This window comes from Pseudomonas sp. GM33 (genome assembly GCF_000282295.1).
GTDB lineage: Bacteria > Pseudomonadota > Gammaproteobacteria > Pseudomonadales > Pseudomonadaceae > Aquipseudomonas > Aquipseudomonas laurylsulfatiphila.
Genome location: NZ_AKJO01000003.1, coordinates 92,200 through 110,966, shown reverse-complemented (window position 1 = coordinate 110,966; position 18,767 = coordinate 92,200). Strand labels below are relative to the sequence as shown.

Sequence of the window (18,767 nt, the reverse complement as noted above, 5' to 3'; positions counted from 1 at the left end):
CCCACTTGTGCAATGACCTTAACCCCGGTTATCCACAGAGCTTATGCACAGACCACTGGTCGTCTTTTTTGCGTATGAAACGGTGATTCTTCTTGGTCGATGAACCACCTTCGTGTGGATAAGTCGGCGTCTGGTCGCTACAATGGCCGCTTGTTTTTGCCTCACCGGCTTTCAACTTAGGGGATATCCGTGTCAGTGGAACTTTGGCAGCAGTGCGTGGAGCTTCTGCGCGATGAGCTGCCTGCCCAACAATTCAACACTTGGATCCGTCCACTACAGGTCGAAGCCGAAGGCGACGAGTTGCGTGTCTATGCACCCAATCGTTTTGTTCTGGACTGGGTCAACGAAAAGTACCTGGGGCGTGTTCTCGAATTGCTCGATGAGCACGGCAATGGCATGGCGCCTGCGCTCTCCTTATTAATAGGCAGCAAACGCAGTTCGGCACCGCGTGCCGCGCCAAATGCTCCCCTGGCAGCCGCGGCTTCCCAGGCCCAGGCTGCTCAAACACTTGCCAGCCCGCCGCCGCCAGCACCTGCTGCGGCTTCGACCAAGCGCGCCACGCAAAAAGTGGCCGAGGTCACCGAGGAAGAACCTTCCCGTGACAGCTTCGATCCGATGGCCGGCGCCAGTTCGCAACAGGCCCCGGTTCGCGCCGAGCAACGTACCGTGCAGGTCGAAGGTGCGCTCAAGCACACCAGTTACCTGAACCGCACCTTTACCTTCGAGAATTTCGTTGAAGGTAAATCCAACCAGTTGGCGCGCGCCGCCGCCTGGCAGGTGGCCGACAACCCGAAGCACGGTTACAACCCGCTCTTCCTTTATGGTGGTGTGGGCCTGGGTAAAACCCACTTGATGCACGCTGTGGGTAACCATCTATTAAAGAAGAACCCGAATGCCAAGGTGGTGTACCTGCATTCCGAGCGATTCGTGGCGGACATGGTCAAGGCCCTGCAACTGAACGCGATCAACGAGTTCAAACGCTTCTACCGTTCAGTGGATGCGTTGCTGATCGATGACATTCAGTTCTTCGCCCGTAAAGAGCGTTCCCAGGAAGAATTTTTCCACACCTTCAACGCCCTGCTCGAAGGTGGCCAGCAGGTCATTCTTACCAGTGACCGCTACCCGAAAGAAATCGAAGGCCTTGAAGAACGCCTCAAATCCCGCTTTGGCTGGGGTCTGACCGTAGCGGTCGAGCCACCGGAGCTGGAAACCCGTGTGGCGATCCTGATGAAGAAGGCCGATCAGGCCAAAGTCGAGCTGCCGCATGACGCCGCGTTCTTCATTGCCCAGCGTATTCGCTCCAACGTCCGTGAGCTGGAAGGCGCGCTCAAACGCGTGATCGCCCACTCGCACTTCATGGGGCGCGATATCACCATCGAGCTGATTCGCGAATCCCTGAAGGACTTGTTGGCGTTGCAGGATAAACTGGTCTCTGTGGATAACATTCAGCGCACCGTCGCCGAGTACTACAAGATCAAGATCTCCGACTTGCTGTCCAAGCGTCGTTCTCGCTCGGTCGCACGTCCGCGTCAGGTTGCAATGGCCTTGTCCAAAGAGTTGACTAACCACAGCCTGCCGGAAATCGGCGACGTGTTTGGCGGCCGCGACCATACGACTGTTTTGCACGCCTGCCGCAAGATCAACGAACTTAAGGAATCCGACGCGGACATCCGCGAGGACTACAAGAACCTGCTGCGTACACTGACCACTTGATGAACACCAGCGCAGCTAATTAAGGCAAGGGACTAGACCATGCATTTCACCATTCAACGCGAAGCCCTGTTGAAACCCCTGCAACTGGTCGCAGGCGTCGTCGAACGCCGCCAGACCTTGCCGGTGCTCTCCAACGTGCTGCTGGTTGTCGAAGGCCAGCAATTGTCGCTGACCGGTACCGACCTGGAAGTCGAGCTGGTCGGTCGTGTTCAACTCGAAGAGCCGGCGGATCCGGGTTCCATCACCGTGCCTGCGCGCAAGCTGATGGACATCTGCAAGAGCCTGCCAAACGATGCGCTGATCGACATCAAGGTCGATGAGCAGAAGCTTGTGGTCAAGGCCGGCCGTAGCCGCTTCACCCTGTCGACCCTGCCGGCCAACGACTTCCCTACCGTGGAAGAAGGCCCTGGCTCGCTGACCTGCAGCCTGGAGCAAAGCAAGCTGCGCCGTCTGATCGAGCGCACCAGCTTCGCCATGGCCCAGCAGGACGTGCGTTACTACCTCAACGGCATGCTGCTGGAGGTTTCCGCGGGTGTGATCCGCGCCGTGGCCACCGACGGTCACCGCCTGGCCATGTGCTCGATGCAGGCCGATATCGGCCAACCGGATCGTCACCAGGTCATCGTACCGCGCAAAGGTATCCTTGAACTGGCACGCCTGCTCACTGAGCCGGATGGCAATGTCAGCATCGTGCTGGGTCAGCACCACATCCGCGCCACCACCGGTGAATTCACCTTCACCTCGAAACTGGTCGACGGCAAATTCCCGGACTACGAACGCGTTCTGCCAAAAGGCGGCGACAAGCTGGTACTGGGCGATCGCCAGGCGCTGCGCGAAGCCTTCAGCCGTACCGCGATCCTCTCCAACGAGAAGTACCGTGGTATCCGTCTGCAACTGGCCAGCGGTCAGTTGAAGATCCAGGCGAACAACCCGGAGCAGGAAGAAGCGGAAGAAGAAGTGGGCGTTGAATACAACGGTGGCTCTCTGGAAATCGGCTTCAACGTGAGCTACCTGCTCGACGTGTTGGGCGTGATGACCACCGAGCAGGTTCGTCTGATCCTGTCCGATTCCAACAGCAGTGCGCTGGTGCAGGAATCGGATAACGATGACTCGGCCTACGTTGTCATGCCGATGCGTCTGTAATCATGCCCAGCAGAAGCTAGATGTCCTTAAGTCGCGTCTCGGTCACCGCGGTGCGCAATCTGCACCCGGTGACCTTCTCCCCCTCCCCCCGCATCAATATCCTTTACGGCGCCAACGGCAGCGGCAAAACCAGTGTTCTGGAAGCCATCCATCTGCTGGGGCTTGCCCGTTCGTTTCGCAGCACCCGATTGTTGCCGGTCATTCAATACGAGCAACTGGCGTGCACGGTCTTTGGCCAGGTTGAACTGGCCGAGGGTGGGCACAGCGCGTTGGGCATTTCGCGGGATCGCCAAGGCGAATTCCAGATCCGTATCGATGGGCAGAACGCCCGTAGCGCCGCGCAACTGGCGGAGATATTGCCGCTGCAACTGATCAACCCGGACAGTTTTCGATTGCTGGAAGGTGCGCCGAAGATTCGCCGACAGTTTCTCGACTGGGGCGTGTTCCACGTGGAACCGCGCTTCATGTCAACCTGGCAGCGCTTGCAGAAGGCCCTGCGCCAGAGAAACTCTTGGCTGCGGCATGGTACACTTGACGCCGTTTCGCAAGCGGTTTGGGACAGGGAACTGTGCCAGGCCAGCGCTGAAATTGATGAATACCGCCGCGCTTATATCAAAGCCTTGAAACCAGTCTTTGAACAAACCTTGAGCGAACTGGTTGAGCTTGAAGGCTTGACGCTCAGCTATTACCGCGGCTGGGACAAGGACCGTGAACTGAGTGCTGTGCTCGCCGGGTCTTTGCAGCGGGACCAGCAAATGGGGCATACCCAGGCCGGACCACAACGTGCTGATTTGCGTCTCAGGCTGGGCGCACACAACGCTGCGGACATCTTGTCCCGTGGCCAGCAGAAGTTGGTGGTTTGCGCATTGCGGATTGCCCAAGGGCACCTGGTCAGCCAGGCTCGACGCGGTCAGTGTATTTATCTGGTGGATGACTTGCCGTCCGAGCTGGACGAGCACCACCGTCGCGCGCTTTGCCGCTTGTTGGAAGACTTACGCTGCCAGGTATTTATCACCTGTGTAGATCACGAATTATTGAGGGAAGGCTGGCAGACGGAAACGCCAGTCGCTCTGTTCCACGTGGAACAGGGCCGTATCACCCAGACCCACGACCATCGGGAGTGAAGGCATTGAGCGAAGAAAATACGTACGACTCAACGAGCATTAAAGTGCTGAAAGGCCTGGATGCCGTACGCAAACGTCCCGGTATGTACATTGGTGATACCGACGATGGCAGCGGTCTGCACCACATGGTGTTCGAGGTGGTCGATAACTCGATCGACGAAGCGCTCGCCGGCTACTGCGACGACATCAGCATCATCATCCACCCGGATGAGTCCATCACCGTTCGCGACAACGGCCGTGGCATCCCGGTAGACGTACACAAAGAAGAAGGCGTTTCGGCAGCCGAGGTCATCATGACCGTGCTGCACGCCGGCGGTAAATTCGACGACAACTCCTACAAGGTTTCCGGCGGCCTGCACGGTGTGGGTGTGTCGGTCGTGAACGCCCTGTCGGAAGAGTTGGTTCTGACCGTTCGCCGTAGTGGCAAGATCTGGGAACAGACTTACGTCCACGGTGTTCCGCAAGAGCCGATGAAAATCGTTGGCGACTCCGAAACCACCGGCACGCAGATCCACTTCAAGGCTTCCAGCGAAACTTTCAAGAACATCCACTTCAGCTGGGACATCCTGGCCAAGCGGATTCGTGAACTGTCCTTCCTCAACTCCGGTGTCGGTATCGTCCTCAAGGACGAGCGCAGCGGCAAGGAAGAGCTGTTCAAGTACGAAGGCGGCCTGCGTGCGTTCGTTGAATACCTGAACACCAACAAGACCCCGGTCAACCAGGTGTTCCACTTCAACATCCAGCGTGAAGACGGCATCGGCGTGGAAATCGCCCTTCAGTGGAACGACAGCTTCAACGAGAACCTGTTGTGCTTCACCAACAACATTCCACAGCGCGACGGCGGTACTCACCTGGTGGGTTTCCGTTCCGCACTGACGCGTAACCTGAACACCTACATCGAAGCAGAAGGCCTGGCGAAGAAGCACAAGGTCGCCACTACCGGTGACGATGCCCGTGAAGGCCTGACCGCGATCATTTCGGTGAAGGTACCGGATCCGAAGTTCAGCTCCCAGACCAAAGACAAGCTGGTGTCTTCCGAAGTGAAGACTGCGGTCGAACAGGAAATGGGCAAGTACTTCTCGGACTTCCTCCTGGAAAACCCGAACGAAGCCAAGCTGGTCGTCGGCAAGATGATCGACGCGGCCCGTGCCCGTGAAGCGGCACGTAAGGCCCGTGAGATGACCCGCCGCAAAGGCGCGCTGGACATCGCCGGCCTGCCGGGCAAACTGGCGGACTGCCAGGAAAAGGACCCTGCCCTGTCCGAACTGTACCTCGTGGAAGGTGACTCCGCGGGCGGCTCTGCCAAGCAGGGACGCAACCGCAGGACCCAGGCGATTCTGCCCCTCAAGGGTAAGATCCTGAACGTCGAGAAGGCACGCTTCGACAAGATGATCTCTTCCCAGGAAGTAGGCACCCTGATCACCGCGCTCGGCTGCGGCATCGGTCGCGAAGAGTACAACATCGACAAGCTGCGCTATCACAACATCATCATCATGACCGATGCTGACGTCGACGGTTCGCACATCCGTACCTTGCTGTTGACCTTCTTCTTCCGTCAGTTGCCGGAGCTGATCGAGCGTGGCTACATCTACATCGCCCAGCCGCCGCTATACAAAGTGAAGAAAGGCAAGCAAGAGCAATACATCAAAGACGACGACGCCATGGAAGAGTACATGACGCAGTCGGCCCTGGAAGATGCGAGCCTGCACCTGAACGAGGAAGCACCGGGTATCTCCGGCGAAGCCCTTGAGCGTCTGGTGAACGACTTCCGTCTGGTCATGAAGACCCTCAAGCGTCTGTCGCGCCTGTACCCACAGGAACTGACAGAACACTTCATCTACCTGCCGGCGGTCAGCATGGATCAACTGTCCGATCACGCAGCGATGCAGGATTGGTTGGCCCAGTACGAAGTGCGTCTGCGCACCGTCGAGAAGTCGGGTCTGGTCTACAAGGCCAGCCTGCGTGAAGACCGTGAGCGTAACGTCTGGCTGCCAGAGGTCGAACTGATCTCCCATGGCCTGTCGAACTACGTCACCTTCAACCGCGACTTCTTCGGCAGCAACGACTACAAGACCGTGGTTTCCCTGGGCGCTCAACTGAGCACCTTGCTGGACGACGGCGCGTACATCCAGCGTGGCGAGCGCAAGAAGCAGGTCACCGAGTTCAAGGAAGCCCTTGAGTGGTTGATGGCCGAAAGCACCAAGCGCCACACCATCCAGCGATACAAAGGACTGGGCGAGATGAACCCGGATCAGCTGTGGGAAACCACCATGGACCCGGGCTCGCGCCGCATGCTCAAAGTGACCATCGAAGACGCCATTGGCGCGGACCAGATCTTCAACACCCTGATGGGTGATGCGGTCGAACCTCGTCGTGACTTCATCGAGAGCAACGCACTGGCGGTGTCCAACCTGGACTTCTGATCCCGGTCGCCCCGCCATACAAAAGGCCAACGCTCATGCGTTGGCTTTTTATTTGTTGAGGTCAAAAGATCGCAGCCTTCGGCAGCTCCTACAGGCTGCGATCTTTTGATTTTTCCCCACCGGTTTCACTCTCGACTCGCTTTGTACACCGCCTGAAACATCCACATTACGGGCATAAAAAAACCGGCTATATCAGCCGGTTTTTTTACGTCCGAAAAAAACTTATGCACGTTTTTATGGGATTTATCATTCTAAGAAATATGTAAAAAAATCATAAAGTTACGTGCAAATAACAACGGTTTTAAAGGAAACGGTACACAGGTTATCCACAGAATCTCAGACAGTCACCTGATCGTTTGAAACCGGCGCTTTCGGAGCCGGTGGCAGTGAGCCCATATCCCGTTGCATCTGCTCGTTCCACGCCTGGACCCGGTCGTTCAATTCAGCAATGGCTCGCGGTCCGGTGCCTTCGGCATACATCGGTGTGCCAATGATCACGGTGATGACGCCCTGCTTCTTCGCCCAACCGGTTTTCGGCCAGAACTTGCCGGCGTTGTGCGCAATCGGCAGCACGGGCAATTCGGCGTTGACCGCCAATGCGCTGCCACCGCGCGAGAACTTTCCGATGGTGCCGTAAGGAACGCGCGTGCCTTCGGGGAAGATCAGCACCCAGACATTGTCCTTGAGCAACTCATCGCCTTTCTGCGCTACATGCTTGAGTGCGGCTTTCGGGTTGTCGCGATCGATGGCGATCGGTCGCAGCATGGCCATGGCCCAACCGAAAAACGGCACATAGAGCAATTCACGTTTGAGCACCTGGCTCAGCGGTGAGAAGTAGGCAGAGAGAAAGAACGTCTCCCAGGTGCTTTGGTGGTTCGACTGAATGACGCAAGGCCGTTCAGGGACGTTCTCGGCACCCTTCACTTCGTAGCGGATACCCAGAAACACTTTGCTCAGCCACAAGGCGCAGCGGCACCAGTACACGTTGATGAAGCGATAGCGTGCCTTGAACGGCAGAAACGGCGCGATAAAAAAGCTCAGGCTGCACCACAGCAAGGAGCTGGTGCCCAGCAGCAGGTAAAAGAGGAATGTTCTGATGGCCTGCAGTATCGACATGGTGACGTTTACCAATGCGGGCAATGCCCGTCTATATAAAGCGCACTTCCCTTTCATCCTTTGTCAGGAACAATCGAAGCGCACCACTTATTAACGGCAGTTGTGGATAAGTTCTGCGGCAATCGCCGCCAGATCGTCAAAAATCAAGGTGCCTGCCGGAAGGGTCTTGCCCAAAGTCTTTTCGCCTTTTCCGGTCTTTACCAAAACTGGCTGTGAATCGACGGCTTTAGCGGCTTCCAGGTCACCAAGGCTATCGCCGACGAACCATAGATCAGTCAGCGACACGTTGTAATGTGCGGCGATGTTTTTCAACATCCCGGGTTTCGGCTTGCGGCAATCGCAGCCTTCGTCCGGCCCGTGGGGGCAGTAGACGATCAGGCCGACTTCACCACCCTGCTCCGCCACCAGCGCGCGCAAGCGCTCGTGCATGGCATCCAGGGTGGCGAGGTCGTAGTAGCCGCGAGCGATGCCCGACTGGTTGGTAGCGACGGCTACCGTCCAGCCGGCCTTGCTCAACTGCGCGATGGCTTCGATCGAACCGGGGAGTGGGATCCACTCCTCCACCGACTTGATGTAAGCGTCGGAGTCGTAATTGATCACTCCGTCCCGATCGAGAATCAGCAGTTTCAAACAGTCTTACCCCAGCAACGAAATATCGGCGACGCCGAGGAACAACCCACGCAGACGCGCCAGCAACGCATAACGGTTGGCGCGGACTTTGGCGTCCTCTGCGTTGACCATCACGGCTTCGAAGAACGCATCCACCGGCTCGCGCAGGGCGGCCAGGCGTGCCAGGGATTCGCTGTACTGACGCGAGGCGGCCATTGGCTGTACAGCCTGGTCAGCCTGCTGGATCGCCGAGTACAGGGAGAACTCGTTGGCATTGTCGAAGTACTTGGCTTCCACGACGGTAGGCACCGAACCTTCGACCTTGCTCAGCAGGTTCGACACACGCTTGTTCACCGCGGCCAGGGCAGCGGCTTCCGGCAATTTGCGGAAGGCCTCTACCGCTTGCACGCGCTGGTCGAAGTCCAGGGCCGAGCCTGGTTTCAGGGCACGTACCGACAGGTAGGTGGCGACATCGACGCCTTCGTCTTCGTAACGGGCACGCAGACGGTCGAAGATGAATTCCAGTACCGAGTCGTTGAGGCCGGCAGCCTTGACCTTGGCACCGAACGCATCCACGGCGAAGGCCACGGCCTCGGTCAGGTCCAGGTCCAGTTGCTTCTCGATCAGGATGCGCAACACGCCCAGTGCGGCACGGCGCAGGGCATACGGATCCTTGCTACCGGTCGGCAGCATGCCGATGCCGAAAATACCAACCAGCGTATCGAGCTTGTCGGCGATGGCCACGGCCGCACCGGTCAGGGTGGACGGCAGTTCAGCGCCGGCACCGCGCGGCATGTACTGCTCGTTCAGGGCCAGGGCGACGTCTTCCGGCTCGCCATCATTGAGGGCGTAGTAGTAACCGGCGACACCTTGCATCTCCGGGAACTCACCGACCATTTCGGTCGACAGGTCGCACTTCGACAGCAGGCCGGCACGAGCGGCCCACGCGGCGTTGCCGCCGATGCGTTGAGCGATGAACGCGGCCAGTCTGGAAACACGTTCGGCCTTGTCGTAGACGCTGCCGAGTTTTTCCTGGAACACCACGTTCTGCAGGCGCAGGTTGAAGTCTTCGAGCTTCTGCTTCTTGTCCTGCTTGAAGAAGAACTCGGCGTCGGTCAGGCGTGGGCGAACCACTTTCTCGTTACCGGCGATGATCTGCTGCGGGTCTTTGCTTTCGATGTTGGCCACGGTAATGAAACGTGGCAACAACTTGCCGTCGGCGTCCAGCAGGCAGAAGTACTTCTGGTTGTCTTGCATGGTGGTGATCAGGGCTTCTTGCGGCACGTCGAGGAAGCGTTCCTCGAACGAGCACACCAGCGGCACCGGCCATTCGACCAGAGCAGTCACTTCGTCGAGCAGGGCCGGCGGAACGATTGCCGTGCCTTCCTGGCGGGTGGCCAGTTCTTCGGTGCGCTTGCTGATGATCTCGCGACGCTCGTTGGCATCGGCCAAAACGTAGGCGGCACGCAGGTCGGCCAAGTAGCTGGACGGCGAACCGATACGCACGCTTTCCGGATGATGGAAGCGGTGACCACGGGAATCGCGACCGGCTTTCTGGGCGAGGATGGTGCAGTCGATGACCTGGTCACCGAGCAGCATCACCAGCCATTGGGTCGGACGCACGAACTCTTCCTTGCGCGCACCCCAACGCATGCGTTTCGGGATCGGCAGGTCGTTCAGCGAATCTTCGACGATGGTCGGCAGCAGGCTCGCGGTCGGCTTGCCGGCGATGCTCTGGCTGTAGCGCAGTTTCGGGCCGCTCTGATCGATTTCGCTCAGTTCGACGCCGCACTTCTTGGCGAAACCCAGGGCTGCCTGGGTCGGGTTGCCTTCGGCATCGAATGCAGCCTGACGTGGCGGGCCATCGAGGTTGATGCTGCGATCCGGCTGCTGGGTGGCCAGCGAGGTGATCAGCACAGCCAGGCGGCGTGGCGCGGCATAAACGGTTTTAGTCTCGTAGTTCAGGCCGGCAGCTTGCAGGCCCTTGTCGATACCGGCAAGAAACGCCTCGGCCAGGGTATTCAGGGCTTTGGGTGGCAGTTCTTCAGTGCCCAGTTCAACCAGAAAATCCAGAGCACTCATTGTGCAGCCTCCAGCTTGGCCAGTACTTCGTCACGCAGGTCCGGGGTCGCCATCGGGAAGCCCAGCTTGGCGCGAGCCAGCAGGTAGGCTTGCGCAACGGAACGCGCCAGGGTGCGCACACGCAGGATGTATTGCTGACGCGCGGTCACGGAAATTGCCCGGCGTGCGTCCAGCAGGTTGAAGGTATGGGAAGCCTTCAACACCATTTCGTAGCTCGGCAACGGCAGCGGCTGGTCGAGTTCGATCAGGCGCTTGGCTTCGCTTTCGTAGAAATCGAACAGTTCGAACAGCTTGTCGACGTTGGCGTGTTCGAAGTTGTAGGTCGATTGCTCCACTTCGTTCTGGTGGAACACATCGCCGTAGGTCACTTTGCCGAACGGACCATCAGCCCAGACCAGGTCGTAGACCGAGTCCACGCCTTGCAGGTACATGGCCAGACGCTCGAGGCCGTAGGTGATCTCGCCGGTCACCGGGTAGCACTCGATGCCGCCCGCTTGCTGGAAGTAAGTGAACTGGGTCACTTCCATGCCGTTGAGCCAGACTTCCCAGCCCAGACCCCAGGCGCCGAGGGTCGGCGATTCCCAGTTGTCTTCGACGAAGCGGATGTCGTGGACCAGCGGGTCCAGGCCGACATGCTTGAGGGAGCCCAGGTACAGTTCCTGGAAGTTGTCCGGGTTCGGCTTCAGGACCACCTGGAACTGGTAGTAGTGCTGCAGACGGTTCGGGTTTTCGCCGTAGCGGCCGTCAGTCGGACGGCGGCTTGGCTGCACGTAGGCGGCGTTCCAGGTTTCCGGGCCAATGGCGCGCAGGAATGTAGCAGTGTGGAAAGTGCCGGCGCCTACTTCCATATCGTAGGGCTGAAGTACCACACAACCTTGCTCGGCCCAGTATTGCTGGAGGGCGAGGATCAAGTCTTGGAAGGTACGCACGGCTGGCGTAGGCTGGCTCACGAAATTCACCTGTTTCTTGGGCTGCGATTTAAAGAGCGGGAGTATACCCGATTCATTGCTGCGCACGCCCCCTGGAGCCTTATGCCACGCTGCTTTTGGTGTTCCGAAGATCCGCTGTACATGGCTTATCACGATCAGGAGTGGGGCACGCCGCTACGCGATGCGCAGGGATTGTTCGAGTTGCTTTTGCTCGAAGGGTTCCAGGCCGGGCTTTCCTGGATCACCGTGCTGCGCAAACGCGAGCATTATCGTCAGGTGATGTTTGGTTTTGATGTCCAGCGCGTGGCGCAGATGAGCGATGCCGAAATCGACGAGTTGATGCTTGATCCGGGCATCATCCGCAACCGCCTCAAGCTCAACGCGGCCCGGCGCAATGCCCAGGCCTGGCTGGCGCTGGAGGACCCGGTGGCGTTTCTCTGGTCGTTCGTCGGTGGCAGGCCGGTGATCAATCATTTCAAGGACCGCAGCGAAGTCCCGGCCGTGACGCCGACCGCCGTGGAAATGAGCAAAGGCCTGAAAAAAGCCGGTTTCACCTTCGTCGGACCGACCATTTGCTACGCGCTGATGCAGGCCTCGGGCATGGTCATGGATCACACTCGGGACTGCGACCGCTACGCGCAGTTGGCGAACGGCGGTTAGAATGGCCGCCTCGCGCACAGCACAAGATCAGGAGTGACCTGTGGATAAGTTGAAAGGCGCCTTGCTGGTAGGCGCTCTGCGGCTGTTTGCCCTGCTTCCGTGGCGGGCCGTGCAGGCCGTGGGCTCGGCGATTGGCTGGGTCATGTGGAAAACCCCGAACCGTTCCCGCGACGTGGTACGGATCAACCTGTCCAAGTGTTTCCCGGACATGGACCCCGCCGCGCGTGAACGTTTAGTCGGACAGAGCCTGAAAGACATCGGCAAGTCCCTGACCGAAAGCGCCTGCGCCTGGATCTGGCCGGCCCAGCGCTCCATCGACCTGGTGCGCGAGGTCGAAGGCCTCGACATTTTGAAGGACGCCCTCGCCTCCGGCAAAGGCGTGGTTGGCATCACCAGCCATCTGGGCAATTGGGAAGTGCTCAATCACTTCTATTGCAGCCAGTGCAAACCGATCATTTTCTACCGCCCGCCAAAATTGAAGGCGGTGGACGAGTTGCTGCAAAAGCAACGGGTGCAACTGGGTAACAAAGTCGCCGCTTCCACCAAGGAAGGCATCCTCAGCGTCATCAAGGAAGTGCGCAAAGGTGGTGCAGTGGGCATTCCTGCTGACCCGGAACCGGCCGAATCCGCCGGGATCTTCGTGCCGTTCTTCGCCACCCAGGCACTGACCAGCAAGTTCGTACCCAACATGCTCGCCGGCGGCAAAGCGGTTGGCGTGTTCCTGCATGCGCTGCGCCTGCCAGACGGTTCAGGCTACAAAGTGATCCTGGAAGCCGCGCCAGAGGCCATGTACAGCACCGATACGGCGGAATCCTGTGCGGCCATGAGTAAAGTGGTCGAGCGTTATGTCGGGGCTTACCCGAGCCAGTACATGTGGAGCATGAAGCGCTTCAAGAAGCGGCCACCGGGTGAAGAGCGCTGGTATTGATTCAATTGGCATGATCTGTGGATAACCCGGGATTCGGGGTTATCCACAACCGTTCATCAAAGGGCGCAGAAGATGTCCGAACATCGCAAGTCATTCCGCATCAAGATCAGTCACGAAAACATCGGCGAATGCCTGGGCCAGACGCGCAATCTGTCGACCACCGGGGTGTACGTCAAGCATCCGAAACTGTCGTCGTTGCCCCGGGGCGCGGTGGTCTACGGGCAGGTGCAAGACTTACCCACAGGCGCACCGCGGGTACGCATGGAAGTGGTGTTGGTGGATGCCGAAGGGATTGGCTTGCGCTATCTCTGAGCGGTGCGGTCCAGCTTTTTCAGAAACACCGTCATTTCCTTTTCTGCCTGCTTGTCGCCATGGTTGCGTGCGGCCTCCAGGCCTTGTTCCCAGGCCTGACGCGCGGCCGCAAAGTCCGCTAGCGCCAGATGGGCCTTGCCCAGCAGTTTCCACGCCGCCGAATACTTCGGATCGAACTCGACGCAGCGTTGAAAATGCTCCGCCGCCTTGGCGTTCTCCCCCAGATCCAGATAACCCTTGCCCAGGCCGAAGCGCAGCAATGAGTTATCCACACCCTTGGCGAGCATTTTTTCCAGGGATTCGATCATCGGTGGATTCCTTTTTGAGGTAGGTCGGTTAGAGGTCAGGTGCCAGTCCGACCGCTATCGCGAGCAAGCTCGCTCCCACAGGGGTTTTGTGATCGACATATAACCAATGTGGGAGCGAGCTTGCTCGCGATGAGGCCAGTCTGATCACCGAAAAATCCGGATCAGAAAAAGCTCAACCCCACATGGAACAACTTCTCCACATCGCGAATATGCTTTTTATCCACAAGGAACAGAATCACATGGTCGCCCGCTTCGATCACGGTGTCATCGTGGGCGATGATCACTTCTTCGTCGCGGATAATCGCACCGATGGTGGTACCCGGCGGCAGGCCGATGTTCTCGATGGCCTTGCCGATCACCTTGCTTGATTTCGCATCGCCATGGGCAATCGCCTCGATGGCTTCCGCCGCGCCCCGGCGCAGCGAGTGCACGCTGACGATGTCGCCACGGCGCACGTGGGCCAGCAAGGTGCCGATGGTCGCCAGTTGCGGGCTGATGGCGATGTCGATGTCGCCGCCCTGGATCAGATCGACATAGGCCGGGTTGTTGATGATGGTCATCACCTTCTTCGCACCGAGGCGCTTGGCCAGCAGCGACGACATGATATTGGCTTCGTCGTCGTTGGTCAGTGCGAGGAACAGGTCCGCGTCGGCGATGTTCTCCTCCAGCAGCAGGTCGCGGTCCGAGGCGCTGCCCTGCAACACCACGGTGCTGTCGAGGTGGTCCGAGAGATGGCGGCAACGTGCCGGGTTCATCTCGATGATCTTTACCTGATAACGGCTTTCGATGGCCTCGGCCAGACGCTCACCGATCTGCCCGCCACCGGCGATGACGATGCGCTTGTAGGTTTCGTCGAGACGGCGCATTTCGCTCATGACCGCGCGAATGTTCGCTTTGGCGGCGATGAAAAACACCTCGTCGTCGGCCTCGATCACGGTATCGCCCTGGGGCAGGATCGGCCGGTCGCGGCGGAAAATGGCGGCCACGCGGGTTTCGACGTTCGGCATGTGTTCACGCAACTGTCGCAGTTGCTGGCCTACCAGCGGCCCGCCGTAATAGGCGCGAACCGCGACCAGTTGCGCCTTGCCTTCGGCGAAGTCGATCACCTGCAAGGCGCCCGGATGCTGGATCAGACGCTTGATGTAGTTGGTGACCACTTGTTCCGGGCTGATCAGCACGTCCACCGGAATCGCTTCGTTCTGGAACAACTGCTCTTCGCGGGTCAGGTACGCAGCCTCACGAACCCGGGCGATCTTGGTCGGGGTGTGGAACAGGGTATGGGCGACCTGGCAGGCGACCATGTTGGTTTCGTCGCTGTTGGTCACGGCGACCAGCATGTCGGCGTCGTCGGCGCCGGCCTGGCGCAGCACGGTCGGAAACGAACCGCGGCCCTGCACCGTGCGGATGTCCAGGCGGTCGCCAAGGTCTCGCAGGCGTTCGCCATCGGTATCGACCACGGTGATGTCGTTGGCTTCGCTGGCCAGGTGTTCTGCCAGCGAACCGCCGACCTGCCCTGCGCCGAGGATGATGATTTTCATCCAGTCACTCCATTGAATCCGTTTAACCGCGCGCGGCGGCGATCTTGATCAGCTTGGCGTAGTAGAACCCGTCGTGGCCGCCTTCCTGGGCGAGCAACTGGCGACCATGGGGCTGCTTGATGCCGGCCGCCGTGGCAAGGTCCAGTTCACGGGCGCCCGGCGTGCGGGCGAGGAACGCTTCGATGACTTCGGTGTTCTCGGTCGGCAGCGTCGAGCAGGTGGCGTATAGCAGAATGCCGCCGACTTCCAGGGTGTTCCACATGGCGTCGAGCAGCTCGCCTTGCAGCAGCGCCAGAGCGGCGATGTCGTCGGGCTGTCGGGTCAGCTTGATGTCCGGATGACGACGGATCACGCCCGTCGCCGAGCATGGCGCGTCCAGCAGGATGCGCTGGAACGGCTTGCCGTCCCACCACGCCTGCGTGTCGCGGCCGTCGGCGGCAATCAGTTCGGCGCTCAGTTTCAGGCGTTCGAGGTTTTCCCGCACCCGCACCAGACGCTTGGCTTCCAGGTCTACCGCCACCACCCCGGCCAGTTTTGGCTCGGCTTCGAGAATATGGCAGGTCTTGCCGCCGGGTGCGCAGCAGGCGTCCAGTACCCGTTGGCCCGGTGCCAGGTCGAGCAGATCAGCGGCCAGTTGCGCAGCTTCGTCCTGCACGCTGATCCAGCCCTCGGCGAAACCCGGCAGGCTGCGCACGTCGGCGGCGGCTTCGAGCACGATACCGTCACGGCTGTAGACACAGGGTGTGGCGGCGATACCGGCGTCGATCAGCAAACCGAGGTAGGCATCCCGGCTGTGATGGCGACGGTTGACCCGCAGGATCATTGGCGGATGCGCGTTGTTGGCGGCGCAGATGGCTTCCCATTGCTCTGGCCAGAACGCCTTCAGGGATTTCTGCAGCCAGCGTGGGTGGGCGGTTCGCACCACCGGATCGCGTTCCAGTTCGGCGAAAATCGTTTCGCTTTCGCGCTGAGCGTTACGCAGGACAGCGTTGAGCAAGGCCTTGGCCCATGGCTTTTTCAACTTGTCGGCGCAACCGACCGTCTCGCCAATCGCGGCATGGGCCGGGACGCGGGTGTAGAGCAACTGATAGAGGCCGACCAGCAGCAGCGCCTCGACATCGGCATCGGCAGCCTTGAACGGCTTTTGCAGCAACCTGGCCGCCAGCGCCGACAAGCGTGGCTGCCAGCGTGCGGTACCGAACGCCAGGTCCTGGGTGAAGCCGCGATCACGGTCCTCGACCTTGTCCAACTGCGTTGGCAGCGAACTGTTGAGCGAGGCTTTTCCGCTCAGGACGGCGGCAAGTGCCTTGGCGGCGGCCAGACGCGGATTCATTGAGCGTCCACCGCTTGACCGAGGACAGTGCCGGTGGCGAATTTCTCACGGCGGCTGTTGAACAGGTCGCTGAAGTTCAGCGCCTTGCCGCCGGGCAATTGCAGACGGGTCAGGCACAACGCCTGCTCGCCGCACGCGACGATCAGGCCATCCTTGCTGGCGCTGAGGATTTCACCGGGTGCACCTTTGCCCTCTGCCAGGTTCGCGGCCAGCACTTTCAGGGCTTCGCCATTCAGGGTGCTGTGGGTGATCGGCCACGGGTTGAAGGCACGCACCAGGCGTTCCAGCTCAACCGCCGGGCCACTCCAGTCGATGCGCGCTTCGTCCTTGTTCAATTTGTGCGCGTAGGTGGCCAGGCTGTCGTCCTGCACTTCGCCTTCCAGCGTACCCGCGGCGAGGCCGGCAATTGCCTGAACCACGGCCGGTGGACCCATTTCGGCCAGACGGTCGTGAAGGCTGCCGCCAGTGTCTTCGGCGCTGATCGGCGTGGTGACTTTAAGCAGCATGGGCCCGGTGTCGAGGCCGGCTTCCATACGCATCACGGTCACGCCGCTTTCGGCATCACCTGCTTGCACGGCACGCTGGATCGGCGCCGCACCGCGCCAGCGCGGCAACAGCGAGGCGTGGCTGTTGATGCAACCCAGGCGCGGAATATCCAGCACCACTTGCGGCAGGATCAGGCCGTAGGCGACCACCACCATCAAGTCCGGTTTCAGCGCGGCCAGTTCGGCTTGCGCGTCTTCGTTGCGCAGGGTTGGCGGCTGCAACACCGGGATGTTGTTCTCCAGCGCAAGCTGCTTGACCGGGCTCGGCATCAGTTTTTGCCCGCGACCGGCCGGACGATCCGGTTGGGTGTAGACCGCGACGATCTCGTAAGGGCTGCTCAGCAGGGCCTTGAGATGTTCGGCGGCGAATTCCGGGGTGCCGGCAAAGACAATGCGCAGTGGCTCAGTCATGGGTGACGTCTCTTGAAAAGAAAAAGGCTTGCCGCAGCAAGCCTTTGAAGATGGGCATCAGGCGTTCTGGCGATGAAGCTTTTCCAGTTTCTTCTTGATGCGGTCGCGTTTGAGCGTGGACAGGTAATCGACGAACAATTTGCCATTGAGGTGGTCGCATTCGTGCTGGATGCACACCGCGAGCAAATCTTCGGCGATCAGTTCGTATGGCTTGCCGTCGCGGTCCAGTGCCTTGACCTTGACCCGTTGCGGGCGATCGACGTTTTCGTAGAAGCCCGGCACCGACAGGCAGCCTTCCTGGTACTGGCCCATGTCGTCGGTCAGCGGTTCGAGCTCGGGGTTGATGAACACTCGCGGCTCGGTGCGGTCTTCGGAGAGGTCCATCACGACGATACGTTTGTGCACGTTGACCTGGGTAGCGGCGAGGCCGATGCCAGGCGCTTCATACATTGTTTCAAACATGTCGTCGACCAACTGACGCACTTCGTCGTCCACTACGGCCACTGGCTTGGCGATAGTGCGCAGACGCGGATCAGGGAATTCGAGGATGTTTAAAATGGCCATAAGCTTGATCAGTGCACGTGTGAAGTAAGGTCGGGTCGATGGCCTGGCGGGTCCGAAGAAATGCAGGCTACCGTTGTAAAACGTAGCTCCCTTCTGTTGACAAGCAAGTTTTGACAAGCAAGCCGGGAGCGAGCCACTGACGGCTCTGGCGTTTCACGCGAATGCACATAATAAAGGGATTCACCGCATGAGGAAATCACTACTCGCCCTGCTGCTCCTGGCGTCGGCAGGCTGGGCGTACGGGCAGGGGCAACTTCGGGAAGATATTCCCACCATAAAGCTGTCGCCTCAGGTTCGCAGCAGCCCGGTGGCCGAGGTTATCCCCGGCATTGCGCTCAAATCGATCAACAGCTTTCTGCTGAGCAACCGCATCGTCGACAAGGCCGAGGATTTCACCAAGGCGCCTTACATCGTCGCTGGTGATTCCGAACGGGTGCTCAGCGGCGCGGGTGACCGCATCTTTGCCCGCGGCCAATTCGATCCGGCGCAACCGGCGTACGGTATCTTCCGCCAAGGCAAGGTCTACACCGATCCGCAGAGCAAGGAAATCCTGGGGATCAACGCCGACGACATCGGCGGCGGCGATGTCGTGGCCATTGAAGGTGACGTCGCTACCCTGGAGTTGCAACGCACGACCCAGGAGGTCCGCCTCGGCGATCGCTTGTTCAGCGGTGAAGAGCAGGCGATCAACTCGACCTTCACGCCCAGGGCGCCGAGCCAAGAAGTCAACGGTTTGATCATCGATGTTCCGCGCGGGGTCACGCAGATCGGCGAGTTGGACGTGGTTACCCTGAACAAGGGGCAGCGCGACGGTCTGGTCGAAGGCAATCTGCTGGCAGTGATGAAAACCGGCGAAACAGTGCGGGACCGGATCACGGGCCAGCCATTGAAGATTCCCGATGAGCGCGCCGGTCTGCTGATGGTTTTCCGTACCTACGACAAACTCAGTTATGGGCTGGTGCTCAGCGCTTCGCGCTCGCTGTCGGTGATGGACAAGGTACGAAATCCGTAAGAGTGCTTCACAAGTTA

16 protein-coding genes and 1 pseudogene are annotated in these 18,767 nt (G+C 59.7%); 8 read left to right on the top strand and 9 right to left on the bottom strand.

Features of this window, described 5'->3' with window-relative positions; all coding sequences use genetic code 11:
• Positions 1–189: 189 nt before the first annotated feature.
• Genes dnaA through gyrB form a run of 4 tightly spaced genes read left to right on the top strand, consistent with a single transcriptional unit; the run spans position 190 to position 6,403 of the window.
• Positions 190–1,713 (top strand): chromosomal replication initiator protein DnaA, encoded by a 1,524-nt coding sequence (gene dnaA / locus PMI26_RS28705; protein ID WP_007969887.1) that lies wholly within the window; start codon positions 190–192, stop codon positions 1,711–1,713.
• Positions 1,714–1,752: 39 nt separating this feature from the next.
• Entirely contained in the window at positions 1,753–2,856 is a 1,104-nt protein-coding gene (gene dnaN / locus PMI26_RS28710; RefSeq protein WP_007969885.1) for a DNA polymerase III subunit beta, read from the top strand.
• Between the two features lie 20 nt (positions 2,857–2,876).
• Positions 2,877–3,980 (top strand): DNA replication/repair protein RecF, encoded by a 1,104-nt coding sequence (recF, locus tag PMI26_RS28715; protein ID WP_007969883.1) that lies wholly within the window; start codon positions 2,877–2,879, stop codon positions 3,978–3,980.
• Between the two features lie 5 nt (positions 3,981–3,985).
• On the top strand, positions 3,986–6,403 hold the full coding sequence (gene gyrB / locus PMI26_RS28720) for a DNA topoisomerase (ATP-hydrolyzing) subunit B (protein ID WP_007969881.1): 2,418 nt from the start codon (positions 3,986–3,988) through the stop codon (positions 6,401–6,403).
• 336 nt (positions 6,404–6,739) lie between these two features.
• Here gyrB and PMI26_RS28725 read toward each other — a convergent pair whose 3' ends face one another.
• From PMI26_RS28725 to glyQ, 4 genes are all read right to left on the bottom strand, one after another.
• Positions 6,740–7,519: a lysophospholipid acyltransferase family protein gene (locus PMI26_RS28725; protein WP_007969880.1), complete on the bottom strand. Its 780-nt coding sequence runs from the start codon at positions 7,517–7,519 to the stop codon at positions 6,740–6,742.
• A gap of 90 nt (positions 7,520–7,609) precedes the next feature.
• Entirely contained in the window at positions 7,610–8,149 is a 540-nt protein-coding gene (gmhB, locus tag PMI26_RS28730) for a D-glycero-beta-D-manno-heptose 1,7-bisphosphate 7-phosphatase (RefSeq protein WP_007969879.1), read from the bottom strand.
• 6 nt (positions 8,150–8,155) lie between these two features.
• A complete protein-coding gene (gene glyS / locus PMI26_RS28735; protein ID WP_007969878.1) occupies positions 8,156–10,210 on the bottom strand; it encodes a glycine--tRNA ligase subunit beta in 2,055 nt (684 codons plus the stop codon).
• Positions 10,207–11,160 (bottom strand): glycine--tRNA ligase subunit alpha, encoded by a 954-nt coding sequence (glyQ, locus tag PMI26_RS28740; protein WP_003187265.1) that lies wholly within the window; start codon positions 11,158–11,160, stop codon positions 10,207–10,209. Before glyQ ends, glyS begins: the two co-directional genes overlap by 4 nt.
• Positions 11,161–11,241: 81 nt before the next feature.
• On the opposite strand from glyQ, the gene PMI26_RS28745 reads away from it, so the two are divergent.
• The 3 genes from PMI26_RS28745 (at position 11,242) to PMI26_RS28755 (ending at position 13,039) form a co-directional block, all read left to right on the top strand.
• Positions 11,242–11,799, top strand: a complete 558-nt coding sequence (locus PMI26_RS28745; protein ID WP_007969876.1) for a DNA-3-methyladenine glycosylase I — start codon at positions 11,242–11,244, stop codon at positions 11,797–11,799.
• A gap of 40 nt (positions 11,800–11,839) precedes the next feature.
• Entirely contained in the window at positions 11,840–12,727 is an 888-nt protein-coding gene (locus tag PMI26_RS28750; RefSeq protein WP_007969875.1) for a lysophospholipid acyltransferase, read from the top strand.
• A 72-nt stretch (positions 12,728–12,799) separates the two neighbouring features.
• The gene (locus tag PMI26_RS28755) at positions 12,800–13,039 is read left to right on the top strand and encodes a pilus protein PilZ (protein ID WP_007969874.1); all 240 of its coding nucleotides are present in this window, start codon (positions 12,800–12,802) and stop codon (positions 13,037–13,039) included.
• On the opposite strand, the gene PMI26_RS28760 is transcribed toward PMI26_RS28755, so the two are convergent.
• The 5 genes from PMI26_RS28760 to def all read right to left on the bottom strand — a co-directional run bounded on the left by PMI26_RS28760 (position 13,030) and on the right by def (position 17,738).
• Positions 13,030–13,347, bottom strand: coding sequence for a tetratricopeptide repeat protein (locus tag PMI26_RS28760; protein ID WP_007969872.1), 318 nt, complete (start codon positions 13,345–13,347; stop codon positions 13,030–13,032). The genes PMI26_RS28755 and PMI26_RS28760 overlap by 10 nt on opposite strands.
• 161 nt (positions 13,348–13,508) lie before the next feature.
• Positions 13,509–14,885: a Trk system potassium transporter TrkA gene (gene trkA / locus PMI26_RS28765; protein ID WP_007969870.1), complete on the bottom strand. Its 1,377-nt coding sequence runs from the start codon at positions 14,883–14,885 to the stop codon at positions 13,509–13,511.
• Positions 14,886–14,907: 22 nt separating this feature from the next.
• On the bottom strand, positions 14,908–16,218 hold the full coding sequence (gene rsmB, locus PMI26_RS28770) for a 16S rRNA (cytosine(967)-C(5))-methyltransferase RsmB (RefSeq protein WP_007969869.1): 1,311 nt from the start codon (positions 16,216–16,218) through the stop codon (positions 14,908–14,910).
• Positions 16,215–17,174, bottom strand: coding sequence for a methionyl-tRNA formyltransferase (gene fmt / locus PMI26_RS28775; protein ID WP_007969868.1), 960 nt, complete (start codon positions 17,172–17,174; stop codon positions 16,215–16,217). The genes rsmB and fmt overlap by 4 nt, the downstream gene beginning before the upstream one ends.
• 57 nt (positions 17,175–17,231) lie before the next feature.
• Positions 17,232–17,738 (bottom strand): peptide deformylase, encoded by a 507-nt coding sequence (gene def / locus PMI26_RS28780; RefSeq protein ID WP_007969867.1) that lies wholly within the window; start codon positions 17,736–17,738, stop codon positions 17,232–17,234.
• Between the two features lie 271 nt (positions 17,739–18,009).
• On the opposite strand from def, the pseudogene PMI26_RS28785 reads away from it, so the two are divergent.
• Positions 18,010–18,750 (top strand): annotated as a pseudogene (locus tag PMI26_RS28785) (peptidoglycan-binding protein); the annotation flags it as partial.
• Between the last annotated feature and the right edge of the window lie 17 nt (positions 18,751–18,767).